This window comes from Sphingomonas immobilis (assembly GCF_030580995.1).
In the GTDB taxonomy this organism is placed as follows: domain Bacteria; phylum Pseudomonadota; class Alphaproteobacteria; order Sphingomonadales; family Sphingomonadaceae; genus Sphingomonas; species Sphingomonas immobilis.
In genome coordinates, this window is the sequence record NZ_JAUQSZ010000013.1 from 70,682 (window position 1) to 88,639 (window position 17,958).

At 67.2% G+C, this 17,958-nt stretch carries 16 protein-coding genes and 1 tRNA gene; 6 read left to right on the plus strand and 11 right to left on the minus strand.

Annotated elements, in window-relative coordinates:
* Positions 1-20: 20 nt before the first annotated feature.
* From Q5H94_RS17245 to yajC, 4 genes are all read right to left on the minus strand, one after another.
* Positions 21-395, minus strand: a complete 375-nt coding sequence (locus Q5H94_RS17245; protein ID WP_304562541.1) for an Mth938-like domain-containing protein — start codon at positions 393-395, stop codon at positions 21-23.
* The gene (gene secF, locus Q5H94_RS17250; protein WP_304562542.1) at positions 395-1,363 is read right to left on the minus strand and encodes a protein translocase subunit SecF; all 969 of its coding nucleotides are present in this window, start codon (positions 1,361-1,363) and stop codon (positions 395-397) included. The genes Q5H94_RS17245 and secF overlap by 1 nt, the downstream gene beginning before the upstream one ends.
* A 109-nt stretch (positions 1,364-1,472) precedes the next feature.
* On the minus strand, positions 1,473-3,077 hold the full coding sequence (secD, locus tag Q5H94_RS17255; RefSeq protein WP_304562543.1) for a protein translocase subunit SecD: 1,605 nt from the start codon (positions 3,075-3,077) through the stop codon (positions 1,473-1,475).
* Positions 3,078-3,080: 3 nt separating this feature from the next.
* The gene (gene yajC, locus Q5H94_RS17260) at positions 3,081-3,428 is read right to left on the minus strand and encodes a preprotein translocase subunit YajC (protein WP_304562544.1); all 348 of its coding nucleotides are present in this window, start codon (positions 3,426-3,428) and stop codon (positions 3,081-3,083) included.
* A 267-nt stretch (positions 3,429-3,695) separates the two neighbouring features.
* Here yajC and Q5H94_RS17265 point away from each other — a divergent pair.
* Both Q5H94_RS17265 and Q5H94_RS17270 read left to right on the plus strand, forming a co-directional pair.
* Positions 3,696-3,772 (plus strand) — tRNA-Pro (locus tag Q5H94_RS17265).
* Between the two features lie 158 nt (positions 3,773-3,930).
* Positions 3,931-4,362: a DUF7684 family protein gene (locus Q5H94_RS17270; RefSeq protein WP_431312187.1), complete on the plus strand. Its 432-nt coding sequence runs from the start codon at positions 3,931-3,933 to the stop codon at positions 4,360-4,362.
* 9 nt (positions 4,363-4,371) lie between these two features.
* Here Q5H94_RS17270 and Q5H94_RS17275 read toward each other — a convergent pair whose 3' ends face one another.
* Complete coding sequence (locus Q5H94_RS17275; protein ID WP_304562546.1) at positions 4,372-5,256, minus strand: bestrophin family protein; 885 nt, start codon at positions 5,254-5,256, stop codon at positions 4,372-4,374.
* Positions 5,257-5,287: 31 nt separating this feature from the next.
* A complete protein-coding gene (locus Q5H94_RS17280; RefSeq protein ID WP_304562547.1) occupies positions 5,288-5,500 on the minus strand; it encodes a hypothetical protein in 213 nt (70 codons plus the stop codon).
* A 217-nt stretch (positions 5,501-5,717) separates the two neighbouring features.
* On the opposite strand from Q5H94_RS17280, the gene Q5H94_RS17285 reads away from it, so the two are divergent.
* Both Q5H94_RS17285 and Q5H94_RS17290 read left to right on the plus strand, forming a co-directional pair.
* Positions 5,718-6,131, plus strand: a complete 414-nt coding sequence (locus tag Q5H94_RS17285; RefSeq protein WP_304562548.1) for a holin family protein — start codon at positions 5,718-5,720, stop codon at positions 6,129-6,131.
* 116 nt (positions 6,132-6,247) lie between these two features.
* Positions 6,248-8,134, plus strand: coding sequence for a S9 family peptidase (locus Q5H94_RS17290; protein WP_304562549.1), 1,887 nt, complete (start codon positions 6,248-6,250; stop codon positions 8,132-8,134).
* A gap of 171 nt (positions 8,135-8,305) precedes the next feature.
* Here the strand turns inward: Q5H94_RS17290 and Q5H94_RS17295 are convergent, their stop codons facing one another.
* The 4 genes from Q5H94_RS17295 to tgt all read right to left on the minus strand — a co-directional run bounded on the left by Q5H94_RS17295 (position 8,306) and on the right by tgt (position 13,759).
* A complete protein-coding gene (locus Q5H94_RS17295) occupies positions 8,306-9,322 on the minus strand; it encodes a cell wall hydrolase (RefSeq protein ID WP_304562551.1) in 1,017 nt (338 codons plus the stop codon).
* Positions 9,323-9,508: 186 nt separating this feature from the next.
* Positions 9,509-12,328 (minus strand): M16 family metallopeptidase, encoded by a 2,820-nt coding sequence (locus Q5H94_RS17300; protein WP_304562552.1) that lies wholly within the window; start codon positions 12,326-12,328, stop codon positions 9,509-9,511.
* A gap of 76 nt (positions 12,329-12,404) precedes the next feature.
* Complete coding sequence (locus Q5H94_RS17305) at positions 12,405-12,593, minus strand: hypothetical protein (protein ID WP_304562553.1); 189 nt, start codon at positions 12,591-12,593, stop codon at positions 12,405-12,407.
* 29 nt (positions 12,594-12,622) lie between these two features.
* On the minus strand, positions 12,623-13,759 hold the full coding sequence (tgt, locus tag Q5H94_RS17310) for a tRNA guanosine(34) transglycosylase Tgt (protein ID WP_304562554.1): 1,137 nt from the start codon (positions 13,757-13,759) through the stop codon (positions 12,623-12,625).
* Positions 13,760-13,961: 202 nt separating this feature from the next.
* Between tgt and Q5H94_RS17315 the strand changes: the two genes are divergently transcribed.
* On the plus strand, positions 13,962-14,345 hold the full coding sequence (locus Q5H94_RS17315; RefSeq protein ID WP_304562555.1) for a winged helix-turn-helix domain-containing protein: 384 nt from the start codon (positions 13,962-13,964) through the stop codon (positions 14,343-14,345).
* 92 nt (positions 14,346-14,437) lie between these two features.
* On the plus strand, positions 14,438-16,822 hold the full coding sequence (locus Q5H94_RS17320; protein WP_304562556.1) for a TonB-dependent receptor: 2,385 nt from the start codon (positions 14,438-14,440) through the stop codon (positions 16,820-16,822).
* A gap of 173 nt (positions 16,823-16,995) precedes the next feature.
* Here the strand turns inward: Q5H94_RS17320 and Q5H94_RS17325 are convergent, their stop codons facing one another.
* Entirely contained in the window at positions 16,996-17,934 is a 939-nt protein-coding gene (locus Q5H94_RS17325; protein ID WP_304562557.1) for a bifunctional helix-turn-helix transcriptional regulator/GNAT family N-acetyltransferase, read from the minus strand.
* Positions 17,935-17,958 lie beyond the last annotated feature (24 nt).

Here is a 17,958-nt window from a genome sequence, read left to right on the forward strand (position 1 = left end):
TCCCGCAAGCGGGAGGGGAGTCAGGTCAGCGGATACAGCGCGCCTGCGATCCAGCGGCCTTCGCCGCGCAGCACGGCCCAGGCGCGCGCGGCGGCGCGGCTGTCCATTGCCTCGATGCCGAAGCCCTTCGCCTCCATCGCCCGCACGAAGCTGACTGGCGGCCGCACGAGGCTCGCGCCCGTGCCGAGCAGCAAAAACTCCGGCGGCGGCGACAGCACGAACAGCGGCGCGATCGCCTCCGGCGTCAGGTCGGCGATGGCGGGCGGCTCCCACCCGTCGGCGCGCTCGGGCGTGATGAGGAGCGCGCGGTAGACGCCTTCGTCGACCTTGAAGCCGCCGTGCGAGAAGCCCGAGATGAACGGGCCGTCGGTCTTCTGGCCCTTCTCGAACTGCATCAGCGCTTCTTCGTCGGCATGCCTTCAGCGGGGACCGGCTTCTCCGGCGCGTCGCCCTTAGTCGGATCGGGGCGCAGGCCGAGCGAGATGAGCAGCGACGACGACACGTAGATCGACGAATAGGTGCCGACGACGATGCCGAGGATCATCGCGGCGGTGAAGCCGCGCAGCACCGGCCCGCCGAAGATCAGCAGCGCGAACAGCGCCAGCAGGATCGTCAGCGACGTCATGACGGTACGCGGGAGGGTTTCGTTGACCGACAGATCGACGATGCCGGGCATGTCCATCTTGCGATAGCGGCGCATGTTCTCGCGGATACGGTCGTCGATGACGATCTTGTCGTTGATTGAATAGCCGATGATGGTCAGCACGGCGGCGACGATGTTGAGGTCGAACTCCAGCTGCGTGATCGCGAAGAAGCCGAGCGTCATCAGCACGTCGTGGACGATGGCGACCACGGTCGACACGCCGAACTGCCATTCGAAGCGGAAGATCGCGAACAGGCCGATGCCGACCACCGCCAGCACCACGGCCAGCACGCCCTTCCAGATCAGCTCGTCCGAAACCTTGCCGGTGACCGAATCCTGCTTCGAGAAATGCGCGTCGGGGAATTTCGCCGCGACCGCCGCCTTCACCTGGTCGACGACGCGGTTGGTGGCGCCTTCATCCTTGCTCTTGGGCGGGGGCAGCTTGATCGACACGGTGTTGGCGTCGCCGATGGTCTGCAGGCGGACTTCGCCGAGGCCGAGCTTGTCGACCGTCTCGCGCAGCACGTCGAGCGACGGCGGCTTCGCGAATTTCTCCTCGACGGTGATGCCGCCGACGAAATCCACGCCGAGGTTGAGCCCGCGCGCGACCGTGAAGGCCACCGCCGCGATCGACAGCAGCAGCGTCAGCGCGAAGGCGTAGCGGCGCAGCGATACGAACGGCAGGTTCGTGTTGTCGGGGACGATCTTCAGCAGGCGCATGATAACTCCGTCGCCCCGGCGAAGGCCGGGGCCGCTGGGTTTTGGAGCACGCGCGTCGCCAAGCAACGCAGCGGCCCCGGCCTACGCCGGGGCGACGGGGAAGCGCCGCTCATATGTTCATGTCCGTCGGACGGTTGCGGCGGATCCAGAGGACGACGAGCATGCGCGTGAAGACGACGGCGGTGAACACCGATGTCGCGATGCCGATCAGCAGCACCACCGCGAAGCCCTTCACCGGGCCCGATCCCACCACCCACATGATGACGGCGGAGATGGCGTGCGTCACGTTCGCCTCGAAGATCGTGCGGCTGGCTTCCTTGTAGCCGAGCTCGACCGACTGGATCACGCTGCGCCCGCGCCGCCGCTCCTCGCGGATACGCTCGTTGATCAGCACGTTGGCGTCGACCGCGGTGCCGATCGTCAGCACGAAGCCGGCGATGCCCGGCAGCGTCAGCGTGCCGTTCAGCAGCGCGAGCACGCCCATGATGACGACGACGTTGATGACGACGGCATAGTCGGCATAGAAACCGAAGCGGCCATAGGTCACGATCATAAATACGATGACCAGCACCACCGCGATCACCGAGGCGGTGATGCCGGCATGGATCGAATCGGCGCCGAGATCGGGGCCGACGGTGCGTTCCTCGACCACTTTCAGCGCGACCGGCAGCTTGCCCGAACGCAGCGCGATGGCGAGTTCGTTGGCCGAGGCGACGGTGAAATTGCCCTCGATATAGCCGCTGCCGCCGAGGATCTCGGAATTGATGCGCGGTGCCGAGATGATCTTGTTGTCGAGTACCACGGCGAAGCGCTTGCCGAGGTTCTGCTGCGTGATCCGCGCGAACTTCTTGCCGCCCTCACTGTTGAAGGTGAAGTTGACGATCGCCGAATTGTCTTCCTGCTTGTTGCTCTGGAAGGCGTTGACGAGCTGGTCGCCGGTCAGGATCGCCTGGCGCTTGACGAGCAATACGCCCGACTGCGTGCCCTTCGGCCCCTCCATGTCGGGCAGCAATTGCGTGCCGAGCGGCAGCAGGCCCTTGGCGATCGCGGCGGGATCGACCGGCGTGTCGTCGACCAGCTTGAACTCGAGCTTGGCGGTCTGGCCGAGCGTGCGCTTCAGCGCGGCGGGATCCTGCAGACCGGGAACATCGACCGAGATGCGGTTCGTGCCCTGGCGCACGATCGTCGCTTCCTTGGTGCCCATGCCGTCGCTGCGGTTGCGCACGACTTCGGTCGCGTCGTCCATCGCCTGACGGATCGCCTGGTCGAGCCCGGCCTGGGTCGGCGTCATGACGATGCGCGAGGCGTCCACCACGCTCAGATCCCAGTCGCGCTGGCCGGTCATGGCGGCACCGCTGGTGAGCTTGTTGAGCCGCTCACGCGCCGCGTCCAGCTTGGTCACGTCCTGCAGCATGAAGCTGAGCTTGCCGTCGGCCTCGGCGATATCGCCGATCGCGATGGCGGGGGTGCGGCCCATTTCGGTGCGGATCTGCTCGCGCATCGTGTCGATGCGCGTGCGCGCGAGATCGGCGGTGTCCGCCTCGAGCAGCAGATGGCTGCCACCGGCGAGATCGAGGCCGAGGTTGATGCGCGGCAGCTTGACGCCCCAGGCGTCGGTCGTCTTTTCGGGAATGAAGCTCGGCACGGCGAGCAGCATCAGGCAGATGAGCAGCCCGACGATCGAGAGGATCTTCCAGCGCGGGAAATCGAGCATGGCTCAGTCGTTCGCCGGCTTGCCGCCGTTCAGCGGGGTGACGTCGGTCAGCGTCGCCTTGACGACGCGCACCTTGACGTTCGGCGCGATCTCGACCTCGACGGTCGTGTCCTCGACCTTGGTCACCTTGCCGAGGATGCCGCCCGCCGTGACGACCGAATCGCCCTTCTTGGTGGCGTCGAGCTTGGCCGCCTGCTGCTTCTGGCGCTGCTGCTGCGGGCGGATCATCAGGAAGTAGAAGGCGATCAGGATCAGCCCGATCTGGACGCCGAAGGCGATCAGCCCGCCGCTGCCGCCGAGCGGATTGCCGGCGGCGCTGGTGGAGGCGGCGAGTGCGAGAGTTGCGAACATGGCGTCCTGAACAGGCGAGGAATGCCGCGGCGGGATAACCGGCGGCCTACAAGCGGCGCGCGCTATCACGGGCGCGGGGTGGGTGCAACCGAGAGGGTGATCGGGCGATCCCCCAAACACCGTTCGTGCTGAGCGTCGTCGAAGCACGTGGTCGCGACGCAGCGCCCGTGACACGCCCTTCGACTTCGCTCAGGACGAACGGAGGTATAGGGTCGAGGATCGCGCTTGCATCGCGAGACGGCTCAGCCTAAACGCGCCCCCCTCGGTCGGGGCGTAGCGCAGCCTGGTAGCGCATCACACTGGGGGTGTGGGGGTCGCAGGTTCGAATCCTGTCGCCCCGACCAAGTCGAGCCGGCCAGTCGCAGCGACGCTGCGACGCGAGCCCCGGCTCGACCGGCCGGCGGCGCGAAAAGCGCCGACCGACGACGCGGCTTCGCCGCGGCGCTTTTTCTGGACAACACCTCACCTCCATTTCTGCGGGCGATCTGTTACGTCTGCGGGGGTGCCACCGATATACCTACATCTTGCCGCAGGGACGACGACTCCAGAAATCGCAAAGCGCCCTTTTCGCGCTGTCGTGATCGTTGAGCAGAAAGTTACTGACGACTGGCGCGGCCAAGTTAGTGCGTGGCTGGTCGCGAACGGCTGCCTCTACATGATGGCTTGGGGAGACGATTGCAGCAGGTGGGATGATAGCGTCGACTACGCCAACCTCGACGACTTCGATTACGGAGACGTTCCCGACGATCGCTTCGTTATGACGACTTGGCACGAGCGCGAACGTCTCGCAGAGGTGTTTTGGTATGCCGAGCATTGTGCTTGGCATCCGACGATTGAGCTACAAGCGACCGTCATTCTTGATATTTCGGCAGAAGCGCGAGAGGCCGAAATGCTCAGTCTTTACGAAAGCGCCATTAGTGAAGACGCTAATTAGCGCATCCCCTCACCACAACACCCCCGCCCGATCCGGCACCATAGCCCCCGGCGCGTCGTCGCCGATCGCCTGCAGCAGGTCGATCTCGATCGTGCGGCACATCGCCGTCAGCGGCACGTCGTGGACGCTGGCGGCGAAGGGATCGACCAGGTCGTCGCCGATCGCCAGCACGGCGAGGAACATCAGCCCCGCGATCGTCGAGCCGAGCGGCGTCGCGAAGCCGAGCGATTCCACCAGCCCGATCGGCATCAGCACGCAGAACATATGCGTGAACAGTGTCGGCAGGAAGCGGTACTGGTTGGGCAGCGGCGTGTTCTTCAGCCGCTCCATGCCGCCTTGCGCGTTCGAGATGTCGACCAGCACGGCCTCCATCTGCGTCTGCTGGATGGTGTCGATCCAGCCCTCGCGCCGGGCAAGGTCGATGCGGCGGCCGGTGCCCTCGACGATGCCGTTGGCGACGTTGGTCTTGGTCAGCGCGGCGTCGGCCTCGCCGCCCGACAGGAAGCGCATCACCTCGACATCGACCGGCTGGCGACGCAACTGGCAGCGCAGCGCGTTCACATAGGCGATCTGGCGCAGCACGATCGTGCGCTTCAGGTCGATCGCCTCGTCGGGCAGGAAATTGCGCGCCGCGCGCGCCAGGCTGCGGCTGGAATTGATCATCTGTCCCCAGAGCGTCCGTCCCTCCCACCAGCGGGCATAGGCGGAGTTGCTGCGGAAGCCGAGGAACAGCGCCAGTGCCGAGCCGAACAGCGCCAGCGGCAATTCGGGCGCCTTGAAGGGCAGCACGTAATAGGTGACGGTGACGATCACGTCCCAGACGAAAAGCGCGGTGAGCGGTTTCCAGACTTCACGGACGATCTGCTTGGCGCTTGGGGCGTGGGTGACGATCATGCCGCGTCGTTACGCCCTCCCGCGCGCCGCGTCACGGCTGTGCTTTCGAAACCGGCTCGGGATGCGGCTGGGCGGCGAGCGACAAAGCGACGGCGGTTCCGCTCGCGGGGCGCAGGTGGAACCATTCGGGCCGGCCGATCGCGACCAGGAAGGCGAGCACGCCGATCCCGAAGGCGAGCCACAGCATCGTCGCGCGCAGCGATTCCATAGGTTTGGACGGCTTTTCATGGGGTTGATGCATCATCGGCGTCTCCTTCGGGGTGGAGGGGGCAACGTAGGGAGCCGATTCTGGCCAAGTGTTGGCGGGTCGTAAGGAAATATTGCTGCGACGCAGCATGAACGAGGAATCGCGCCCGCATGGCGGTGGTTCCTGCCAGGCGAAAGGCAGCGGTACACCGTCTGTCCTACACATAACCATATAGGTTATATTCGCTAGGTTCTGCAGCATGAAAGGACAGATCATGGGCCTATTCGACGGCATCATCACCCCGATCGCGGGGATCATCGACAAGATCATCCCCGATCCCAAGGCGCGCGACGCCGCCAAGCTCGAACTGCTGCGCCTGCAGGGCACGCAGGAGATGGATCAGGTCAGGACGCAGATCTCCGCGATCCTGGCGGAGGCGCAATCGACCGATCCGTGGACGAGCCGCGCGCGGCCGAGCTTCCTCTACGTGATGTACGCGATCCTGCTCTGGTCGATCCCGATGGGCCTGATCGCGGCGGCGCAACCGCACATGGCGGCCGCCATCGCCAAGGGCATGAACGATTATCTGAACGGCATCCCGGAACCGCTCTACGCGCTCTTCGGCACCGGCTATCTGGGGTATACGGCGGCGCGGAGCTGGGGGAAGGCGCGGGGGCTGGAGAAATAGCCTCGCGCGCATACGCGTAAAGGACCGCGCGACTTTGGACTTTCCGGGGCGAGGCGCTTGGCGATCGTGACGGCAGAGACTATTCCTGCCGAAAGCCTCCCCCCCGAAAGACCGCCATGCGCTTCCTCCTTCCGCTCGTTCTGTTGTCGCTCGCCACCCCTGCGCTCGCCGCGCCGGTGCGCCAGTATGACGCCCTCGCGCTTTCACCGGACGGCACGCGCGTGGCGGCGGTGGAACGGGGCGACGGGCGCGGCGTCATCACCGTCCGCTCGGCGAAGGACGGCAAGGTTCTCGCCACGCTCGATCCCTGCAGGACGTGCAGCTATTCGGGGCTCACCTTCGCGCCGGACGGCTCGCTCGCCTGGCTGGCACGCGACCGGGCGGCGGGGACGGTTACGCTGGCGGTGGGCAAGCGGACGATCGCCACGGTCGCGGGCATCGCCCAGACGCCGCGCTTTTCGCCGGACGGCAAGCGCATCGCTTTGCTGGTGACGATCGGGGCGGCGAAGGAAGCGGGCGCGAACCAGGCCGGTGTGCGGCAGGTCGGCGAGATCGGCGAGCATAACGACGAACAGCGGCTCGCCGTGTTCGATATCGGGCGTGCGCCGGTGGCGGCGGCGTCGCTACGCCCGCTCTCGCCCGCCGGGCGCTACGTCTACGAATATGACTGGACGCCCGACGGCAAGGGCTTCGTCGCGACGACCGCGCCGGGCAACGGCGACGCCAACTGGTGGGTCGCGACGCTCGACGCCATCGACGCCCAGACCGGCGCGGTGCGGACGATCGCGAAGCCCGCGACGCAGGCGAACTTCCCGCGCGTTTCCCCCGACGGGCGGACGGTCGCCTATATCGGCGGGCTGATGAGCGACTTCGGCTCGGTCGGCGGCGATGTGTGGGAGGTGCCGTTTGAGGGGGGCACGCCGGTCAACCGTACCGCCCATGCCGATATCACGACGACGTCGCTCGCCGTCACGCGCGGCGGCTTCATGGTCACGGGTCTCGCCGGCGATCATGCCGCCATCGCCCCGTTCGGCGCGGCTGCGGCGGGGCCGCCCTTCATGGCGGCGGCGAGCTTCTCGGCGGGCGACGCGCGCGCCGCCTACAGCGCCGATGGCCGAACGGTCGCGACTGTGGTGCAGGACTATGCCAAGGCCCCTGCGATCTACGCGGGGCCGGTCGCTGCCCCCGTCCAGATCACGCACGACAACGACGCGGTTCCCGCGCTCGCCACCGCGCGCAGCATCGAATGGAAAAGCGACGGCTTCGACGTGCAGGGCTGGCTTCTCGCGCCCGTCGGGGCGGACCCGAAGAAGAAGGCGCCGATGATCACGATCGTTCACGGCGGCCCGGCGGCTGCGCACGTGCCCGGCTATGTCGCGCCGGGATCGAGCAGCGCGGACCTGCTCGCGGCCGGCTACTACATCTTCCTTCCCAATCCGCGCGGCAGCTACGGGCAGGGCGAGGCCTTCACCGCCGCCAACCGCCGCGACTTCGGCGGCGGCGACCTGCGCGACATCCTCGCCGGGATCGACGCCGTGGAGAAGGTCGCGCCGATCGACGACGCGCGGCTCGGGCTTACGGGTGCGTCCTATGGTGGCTTCATGGCGATGTGGGCCAACACGCAGACGCAGCGCTTCAAGGCGATCGTCGCGGGGGCGGGCATCTCCAACTGGATCAGCTATTACGGCACCAACGGCATCGACCAGTGGATGCTGCCCTATTTCGGCAAAACGCTCTACGACGACGAGGCGGCGTACCGCGCGCCGTCCGCGATCTATTTCATGAAGCAGGCACGGACCCCGACCTTCATCTGGGTCGGCGAGCGCGACATCGAGGTGCCGCCGACGCAATCGATCGAATATTGGCACGCGCTGAAGGATCTGGGCGTGCCAGCCAGCCTGGTCATCTACCCCGACGAGGGCCACGGCGTGCGCGGCCAGGGCAATGCCGAGGATCTGCGCGCGCGCACGGTGGCGTGGTTCGACCGGTATTTGAAGCCGTAATTCACCCCTCCCCTTCAGGGGAGGGGCAGGGGGTGGGGGAAGCCTCGCAGAGAGTGGCTCATGCGGCACGGCCCCACCCCAACCCAGCGTCGGGTGAACAGCGCCCCGCGCTGTTCAGGCCATGCCGGGGGCATGGCCGACCCGATGCTCCTGAAGGGGAGGGGCTTGAAGTCAACGCAGCGGCTTGCCCGCGTCCTTCCAGCGATCGAGCACGTCGCCCGATTGCGGCGCGGCAGAGGCGGCGCGCGGGGCGGGGAGGGCGACACCGCTCTGCGCATAGGCCGGCTGGATCGCGGCCTGCGGCGTCGGCGGCGGCAGGACGGTCGAGGCAAGCGTCAGCGGCGTCACCGGTTGCACGGCGCGCGGATGCGGACCCGGAAACGGCTCACCGCCCGCATAGACCTGGCGAAAGGCGGCGGGCGTGCCCCACCAGCCTTGCCAGCGGTGGAAGAAATGCGCGCCGATCGCCGCCGTCATCACCAGCTTGCGGTTCCAGGCCGGCGTGACGGCATAGGTATGGTAGTGCGTCGCGAGGCCGACCTCGGCGCAGACGTACCCGCCCAGCGCCGCCGCCGCGACCCGCGCCGCGCGCAGCCAATAGGCCTGCGACGGCCGCCCGCGCAGCATCGATCCGTCGCAGGCGAAGCTGAACTGGCAACCCGCCTTCTCGGAACCCTGATAGACCACGCCGCACACCGTCGCCGGGAAAGCGGGATGGCGGACGCGGTTGAGGATCACCTGCGCCACCGCCTGCTGGCCCTTGTCGGGCTCGGTCGCCGCTTCGAAATAGATCGCCGTCGTCAGACATTCGAGCGCGCGGGCACGGTCGGTCGCGCTGGCGTTCGCCATCGAAAAGGCGGCGGCGGGGCGGATCGTCGCATCGAGCGAGGCCTGATCGAACGCTGCCTTCGCCACGCCCGGCGGCACCGGCAGATCGGGCAGCTCGGTCGTTCCGGTCGCGCCCTTGATGGCGACGGGCGCGACTTCGGGCGCGTCCTCCGCGTAGAGCGCGGCGGCACCGGGGAAGTGATCCTGCGCCTCATAACCTGTCGGGCGCGGCGCGGCGGGGGCGGACTTCGCGGCCTGATCCTCGATCGCACGGAACGCGGCATGGGCCGAGATCGCCGCGCAGACCAGCAACAGCAGCCCGGCAAGGCGCCACGAATCGAGGAAGAAGCGGCCGTTCACGGGCCCGCGCATAGCCGATCAGAGGTTTCGGAAATGCCCCCGATTTCAGGCTGTGCCGCAGCGAAACACTTGATGGTTAAGGTAAGTTTCGCACGACCGCTCGCCCTGAGCCTGTCGAAGGGCTGCCCTTCTTTCCGACGCCAGAAAGGCAGTGCTTCGACAAGCTCAGCACGAACGGTGTGAGCGTTACTTGAGCGATGCCTTGTCGAGATCGAGCTTGTCGGCGGGGATGACCTCCATCCCGTCATCGTCCTTGCCGAGGAACTGCTTCGCATCGCCCACGATCACGACGCTTGCCGCCGCCGGATCGAACAGCTTGGCAGCCACCGCCTGCACCTGCGCCGGATCGACCGCGGTGACGGCGGGGACGAAGCGCTTGAGCTCGTCGAGCGGCAGGTCCGCGACGACATAATCGCCGAGCGTGCTGGCGATGCCCGCGCCCGTTTCGGTCGCGCGGCCGAAGTCGCCGATCAGCACGGCCTTGCGCGTCTCGAGCTCGGCGGCGGACACAGGCTCGCCGCCGAGCCGCTTCATCTCGGTGACGATGATCGCCACGGTGTTCGGCGCGGTCGGGTTCTTGGTCTTGGTGATTCCCGAGATCGAGCCGGGCATGCGGTGCGCGGTCAGGCGGCTGCTCGCGCCATACGCGAGGCCGCGCTTGATGCGGATTTCCTGGTTGAGCCGTGAGGAATAGCCGCCGCCGAGCACCGCATTGGTGACGCTCGCCGCGTAATAGTCGGGGTCGCTGCGCGCGATGCCGGGACGCGAGACGATGACGGCGGCCTGCTCCGCGCCGGGCATGTCCACGGCGATCATGCGCGGCTCCGGCACGGCCCGTGGCGACACGGCGGCCAGGCCGGCACCGGCGGGTGCCTTCCACCCGCCGAAGCTCTTTTCGGACAGCGACTTGGCCTGCGCCGGCGTGATGTCGCCGACGAGGATCAGCGCGGCCTGCTGCGGCCGCCACATATGCGCGAAGGCGCCGGTGATGTCGGCGCGGGTGATCGCTTTCAGCGCGGTCGGCGTGCCCGATGCTGGATGCCCGTACGGCCCGTCGCCGAACACCGCGCGCGCCGCGACGAGCGACGACAGCGAGGCCGGATCCTTGAGCGCGACGTTGACCCCGTCGATATCCTGCGCGCGGGCACGCTCGATCTCCTCGGGCGCGAAGGCGGCGTGTTGCACGACGTCGGCGACGATGCCGAGCGCGGGCGCGGCCTGATCGGCCTTGATCGTGACGTCGATCTGCGAGCTGTCCCACCCCGCGCCGCTGGAGATCGACCCGCCCAGCGCCTCGATCTCGCGCGCGATCTGCGTGGCGGAGCGGGTGGCGGTGCCCTTCGTCATCAGATCGGCGGTGAGGCTGGCGAGCCCGGCGCGACCGGGCGCGTCCCACGCCGCGCCGCCCTGCGTCACCAGCGAAGCGCTGAGCAGCGGCAGGTCGTGCTTCTCCACGACGATCACGCGCAGGCCGTTGGCGAGCTTGAATTCCTGCGGCGTCGGGATCGCAGCGGCGACCGGCGTGCCGGGCGCGGGCGGGGCGATGCGCTCGGCCGCGCTCGCGGGCGTCGGCACGGCCATGTCTGCGGGTGCCTTCAGCGCCGAAACCTGAACGGTGTTCGCGACCGCGATCGCGTCGCCCTTCGTACCGGCGGGCGCGCTTTCGGCGGGGAGGTAGCGGATGGCCGCCGAGCGCTCGTCGCGGAGATATTTTCGTGCGACGCGCTGGACGTCGGCGGCGGTGACGCGCGCGATCTCGGCCAGTTGCCGGTCGGAGGTGCGCGGATCGCCGTCGATGATCGCCGAGGTCGCGATCGCGCGGCCCTTGCCCTCCGCCGTCTCGCGGCTGCGCAGCGTGCTGGTCAGGATCTGATTCTTCGCCTCGGTCAGTTCCTCTGCCGTCACCGGCGCATCGCGCAGCCGGGCGATCTGCGCGCGCAGCGCCGCTTCGCCGGCATCGGCCGTCTTGCCGCCCGCGAGGATCGCGAAGGCCATCAGATTGCCCGGACCCTGCTTGGTGTCGAGATAGGTCTGCGCCGATTGCGCGAGCTGATCCTTGTAGACGAGGTTCTCGTACAGCCGCGAGCTCTCGCCGCCCGACAGCACCGTGTTGAGCACCGCGAGCGCCGGATTGTCGGGATCGTTGTCGGGCGGCAGCGGGTAGGAGATCAGCACCGCGGGCAGCGGCGTGTTCGCCTCGTAGACGGTGTAGTGCGTCGCCTTGGTGCGCTCGGGCTCCGCCACGGTCACGCGCGGGATCGGCGTGGCCGGGCGCTTGATCGGCGCGAAATACCGGTCGACCCACGCATCGAGTTGCTTCGGATCGAAATTGCCCGCGACGACGAGGATCGCATTGTCGGGCCGGTAATAGGTCGCGTGGAAGGCGCGGACGTCCTCGATCCCGGCGCTGTCGAGATTGGCGATGCTGCCGATCGTCGAGCGCGCATAGGGATGCCTGCTGTACGAGATCGCCGAGGAATAGCCCGAGAACAGCTTGCCGTAGGGCTGGGCGATGTTGCCGCGCAGTTCCTCCTTCACGACGTCGCGTTCCGAACCGAAGCTGACCGGCTCGACCACCAGGGTCGACATGCGATCGGCCTCCGCGAACAACAGGCGCTCGAGGTGATTGGCGGGGACGACCTCGTGATATTCGGTGTAATCGTCGCTGGTGGAGGCGTTGTTGTAGCCGCCGACGTCCTCGGTCAGCCGGTCCATCTGTTCGGCGACGAGGTTGCGCGTCGCCTTGAACATCAGATGCTCAAACATATGCGCGAAGCCCGAGCGGCCGGCGGGATCGTCCTTCGATCCCACGTTGTACCAGACCTGCACCGACACGTTCGACGTGCCGGTGTCGCGGATCGCGTAGACCTTCAGCCCGTTGGCGAGCGTGCGTTCGGTGAAGTCGATCGGCTTGATCGCGGGCGCGGGGTCTTTCGCGGGGCGGGCAGTGGCGGCGAGCGGGAGCGTGGCTGCGCCCAGCAAGAGGGCGGCACGGATCAGGCGCATGTAATCACTCTCCGGGGGAAGGGTTCAGCGCAGAGTGTCGCGGATCGGCGGGGCGGTCAATCGCCGCCCCATATGATCATTTTTTCCCGCGGTTCGCGAACAGGAATGCCGCCGCGATCGCAGCCGATCCCACGCCTACGCCGATCGCGACCTGCGCGATCGGCCAGTGATCGCCTTTGGGATCGGGCTTGGACTTGGCGGCGGCATCGCGCACCCGCTTCGCGTCGCGCGCGGCTTCCTCGATTTCGTTGATCTCGTCGCTCATCTCACCCTCTCCCGATCGGCGGCCGCCGATCACACCTTGCCAACGCCGGCATATGCCGATCTGAACGCTTCGGCGAACGATGTGAGCCGTCCGTCCGAAATTGCCGCGCGAAGATCGGCCATCAAATCCTGATAGAAGCAAAGATTGTGTTCCGTCATCAACATAGCGCCGAGAATTTCACCGGCGCGGACGAGATGGTGGATATAGGCGCGGCTCCACGTCGTGCAGGCCGGGCAGCCGCAGGCGGGATCGAGCGGCGCGGTGTCCTCACCGAACTTCGCGTTGCGCAGGTTGATCGGCCCTTCGCGCGTGAAGGCCTGGCCGGTGCGGCCGCTGCGGGTGGGCAGCACGCAATCGAACATATCGACCCCGCGCTCGACCGCGCCGACGATGTCGTCGGGCTTGCCGACGCCCATCAGGTAGCGTGGTTTGTCCTCGGGGAGTTGATCCGGCGCGAAGTCGAGGCAGCCGAACATCGCCTCCTGCCCCTCGCCGACCGCGAGGCCGCCGATCGCATAGCCGTCGAAGCCGATATCGATCAGCGCCGCCGCGCTGTCGCCCCGGAGAGTCTGGTCGAGCGCGCCCTGCTGGATGCCGAAGATCGCGGCGTTCTCCGCATGCTCGCCACCGCCGTCGAAGGCTTCGCGGCTGCGCTTCGCCCAGCGCATCGAGCGCGCCATCGCCGCCGCCTGCACCTCGGGCGTCGAGGTGGTCGGCACCAGCTCGTCGAAGGCCATGACGATGTCCGAGCCGAGCAGTCGCTGGATCTCGATCGAACGCTCCGGGCTGAGCGTATGGCGCGTGCCGTCGAGGTGGCTCTTGAAGGTGACGCCGTTCTCGTCGCGCTTGGTGAGGTCGGACAGGCTCATCACCTGATAGCCGCCGCTGTCGGTCAGGATCGGGCGGTCCCACTGCATGAAGTGGTGCAGGCCCCCCAACCGCGCGACCCGCTCCGCGCTAGGACGGAGCATGAGGTGATAGGTGTTGCCGAGGATGATGTCGGCGCCGCCCTTGCGGACGTCGGCGGGCTTCATCGCCTTGACGGTGGCGGCGGTGCCGACCGGCATGAAGGCGGGGGTGCGGATCTCGCCGCGCTTCATGGCGATCGTGCCGGTGCGCGCCTTGCCGTCGGTGGCGGAGATGGTGAACTGGAAACGCGAGGTCATCGGCTGCCGTTAGCGGGATTCGGTGCCCGAGGGAATCGGAGACGAGGTTTCCGGTCGATGCGAGGGATGCCTTCGTAGCGTCCGCCAGCGACCCATAGCGGACAATCGCCGGTCGCGACCATTTCGGGTGCCTGGTGATTGCGAGCCCGCACCTTTCCGCGCACACTCCCGCAATGGCACTATCACGTGACGGTAAGCGGCAATGCGCGTCAATCGCCTCAAGTTGAAACTCCAGCTTGTTTGCGGGGACGTGTTCGCGATTGGACCCGGCAAGGCCGAGGTTCTGGAAGCGATCGACCGTGAGGGGTCGATCTCAGCCGCCGGCCGCGCCCTGGGCATGAGCTATCGGCGCATCTGGTTGCTTGCCGACGAAATGAACCGCTGTTTCGAAAACAAGCTGATCGAAACGCAAAAGGGCGGCAATGCCGATCGCGGCGCGAAACTGACCGAAGCCGGCCGCAGCGTCCTGAACGACTTCCGCGCGCTCGAGAGCCGCGCCGCTGCCGCGCTCACGAGCGATCCGGCTTACACCGGCCTTCTGTCGCAGGTGCGGGACACGCCGCTGCCGCCAAAACCCACCCGCTAGGGCACGGTCGTTGCGCCGCCGCTGGCGTCGGCCGCACTGCGATGTATATGATGGAATATATCGAACACGACAAAGCGGGGATTTCGGGGTTGATGCGCATTTCGTTTCTGCTGTCGTCGGCGGCATTCCTGACCATGCTCAACGCAGCACAGGCCCAGGCCGCGCCTGCGAAGCCGGCGGCGGCGGATGCGGCTGCGGCATCCGAGGCCGGGACGGTGGAGGACACCGGCGAGGTCATCGTCACCGCCCGCCGCCGCCCGGAGAATGCGCAAAAGATCCCCGGCTCGCTGAGCGTCGTCGGCGGCGATCTGCTCGACCGGTCGTATACCGTGAACACGCAGCAGCTGACGCAGTTGGTGCCCGCGCTCAATTACAGCTCGGCCAACCCGCGCAATACCGCCTTCACGATCCGTGGCCTCGGCTCAAGCGTCGTCGCGGTCAGCCAGGCCAATGACGGGCTGGAGAGCGGCGTCGGCTTCTATGTCGATCAGGTCTATCACGGCCGCCCGGCGACCGCCGCGTTCGATTTCAGCGACGTCCAGCAGATCGAGGTGCTGCGCGGGCCGCAGGGCACCTTGTTCGGCAAGAACAGCACCGCCGGCGCGATCAACATCACCACGCGCGCGCCCAGCTTCACGCGCGAGGCGACCGAGGAGTTCAGCTACGGCAACTATAATTTCGTGCAGGCCAAGGCTTCGGCAACCGGCGCGCTGATCGGCGACACGGTGGCGTTCCGACTGTCAGGCGTGGTAACGCGGCGCGACGGCGTCATCACCAACGTGCGCACCGGCGACAAGCCCAACGACATCGGCAATCAGGCGGTGCGCGGGCAATTGCTGTTCACGCCGAACGCGGATTTCAGCCTGCGCGTGACGGCGGACTTCACCAATTTCGAGAGCCAGTGCTGCACGCAGGTCTATCTGCGCGTCGCGCCGACGCTCAAATCGGCGGCGCGGCAATATGCGGCGCTGGCAGCGAACGTGCCCGGCGGCCCGTACACGCCGCCGAGCCTCAATCCCTATGATCGCCTGACCGATATCGACGCGGCGGTCGGCGCGAACACCAATGAGGGCGGGGTATCCGCGATCGCCGACTGGACGCTCGGCGGCGCAACGCTCACTTCGGTTTCGGCGTGGCGCTTCTGGAACTGGGATGCGGCCAACGACCGCGACTATACCGGCCTGCCGATCCAGATCACGCAGCACATTCCGTCGCGGCAGGACCAGTTCAGCCAGGAGCTGCGCCTCGCCTCCAACGGCGACGGGCCGTTCAGCTATGTCGGCGGCCTCTATTTCTTCCGTCAGCGCATCATCGGCCGGCCGATCTCGGTCTATGGCCCGCTCGCCGCATATTGGCTGATCGGGCCGACCACGGGCACGCCCGCCGTCGCCGTCCCGTCCAACCTGCTCGACGGCTTCTCGTCGGACGGCCGGACCGATTTCCAGTCGAACAGCTATGCCGCGTTCGGCGAGGTCAATTGGCGGCCGCTCGCCGGCCTGACGCTGACCGGTGGCCTGCGCTACACGTACGAGGACAAGCGCGGCAGCTACAGCCTGTTCACCTTCGGCGGCCTCTCCACGACCAACGCCGCGCTCAACGCCGCCAAGCAGGGCATCCTGCGCGACCAGAGCTATTCCGGCGCGGTAAGGGGCGGCGCGCTGACGGGCCGCGCCAATATCTCCTACCAGTTCAGCGACGAGGTGCTCGGCTATGTCAGCTATGCCCGCGGCGCGAAATCGGGCGGCATCAATATGTCGGGCCTGCCGCCGACCGCGCTCGACAAGATCGTCATCAAGCCGGAGGAAAACACCGCGTACGAGGCCGGCATCAAGACTCAGCTTTTCGACAAGCGGCTGACCTTCAACATCGACGGCTTCTACACCAAGGTCACCGATTTCCAGGCCAACGTCACCGACACAGGTGCCGCTGCCGCGCTGCGCACATATCTCGCCAACATCCCGGAAGTGCGCGTGCTCGGCTTCGAGGCGGACGCGAACGCGCAGATCACCAGCACCTTCTCGCTGCGTGCCTCGGTCGCCTATGCCGACGGAAAATACGTGTCCTATCCGACCGGCTCCTGCCCGATCGAGCGGATCGCCAACGGTACGACGGTCTGCAACCTCAGCGGTATGGGCCTGTCGGGCCTCCCCAAATGGGCGATCACGGTGGGGACCGATTACGCGCAGCCGGTCGGGAACGGCGCGGCGCTTTTGTTCCATGCCGACATGGTCGCGCGCACCAGCATGTACGGCGACCCGACCGACTCAGCCTACACCGTCATCCCCGCTTACACGCTGGTCAACGCCAGCCTCGGCCTGCGGCTGCGCGACGGGTTGGAAGTGGCGGTGTTCGCGCGCAACCTGTTCGACCGCGACTATATCCAGAACGTGACGATCCAGTCGGGCAATTCCGGGCTCATCCTCGGCACGCCGAGCGATCCGCGTACTTTTGGAATCACGCTGCGGGCGCGCCAGTAACAGGGTCTTCCTAGCAGAAGCCTCCAACGTCCGCGTTCCACCCACGGCGGATGATATTTGCGTACATCGCTCTTTGAACAGCCAGACTCCCGTGCCCGCCCTCGCGGCAAACGCCCGTCGCGTGTCGGGGGATCGGTGCAAAATCGGAAACGATCCTTACTTATAGTTTCCGGTCAGGTGTCAATCGTGTCAACCGAACCGCGCCGCTGCAGCAGCGTCAGATCCCACGTCTCGCCCTGCACCGGCTCACCGAAATCGTGGTGGATTTCCGTCGCGACGATCTCGAAACCGTGGGCGGCGTAGATGCGGCGCGCGCTGGTGAGGACGGTGTGCGTCCAGAGCGTCATCTTCCCGTAGCCCGCCGCGCGTGCGAAATCGACGCAGCGAGTGACGAGGTCGTTGGCGATCCCCATGCCGCGTGCCCATGGTTCGACATACAGCAGTCGCAGCTTGGCGACCCCGTCTCCGCCGTCGCAGCAGAAGATCGAGCCCGCCATCGCGCCGCCGCTCTCGGCGATCCAGCATGCCTCGCGCTCGGGCTGCAGGTCGCGCAGGAACGTGCTCGTCACCTCGCCGAGCAGGATCTCCATCGGTGCCCCCCAGTCATAGCCGTCGGCATAGAGGATCGCCTGGCGCGCGGTGATCATCCCCATGTCGCCGGCGCGGTGCGGGCGGATCGTATAGCCGCGCTTCGTGTCGCCGAGCAGGCCGCGCGCGGTGTCGAGCGCGTGGCCGAGCGCATCGCGGTCCGGCGCGGCGAGGCTTGCGAGTTTTTCCGCGATCACGCCGCGCTGCCGCTCATCGAGATCGGCGAACACCGCGCGGCCGCCTTCCGTCAGCGCGATAGGGCGGCGGCGCGCGTCGCTGCCGCGGCCGCGCGCGATCCAGCCCTCCTTCTCGAAACGGCGCAGGATGCGGCTGGTGTAGCCGGGATCGAGCCCGAGCGCCTCCTGCAGATCGGTCGCGAGCGTGCCGTCGCGGTTGGCGATCTCCCACAGGACGCGCGCCTCGGCGATCGACAGCGGGGTGCCGAGGAACGCCTCGTCGAGGACGCCGACGAAGCGCGTATAGAAGCGATTGAAGGCGCGGACCGACTGGAGGGTGGTTTCCATCGGTGGAAGGTCGCGTAAATATAT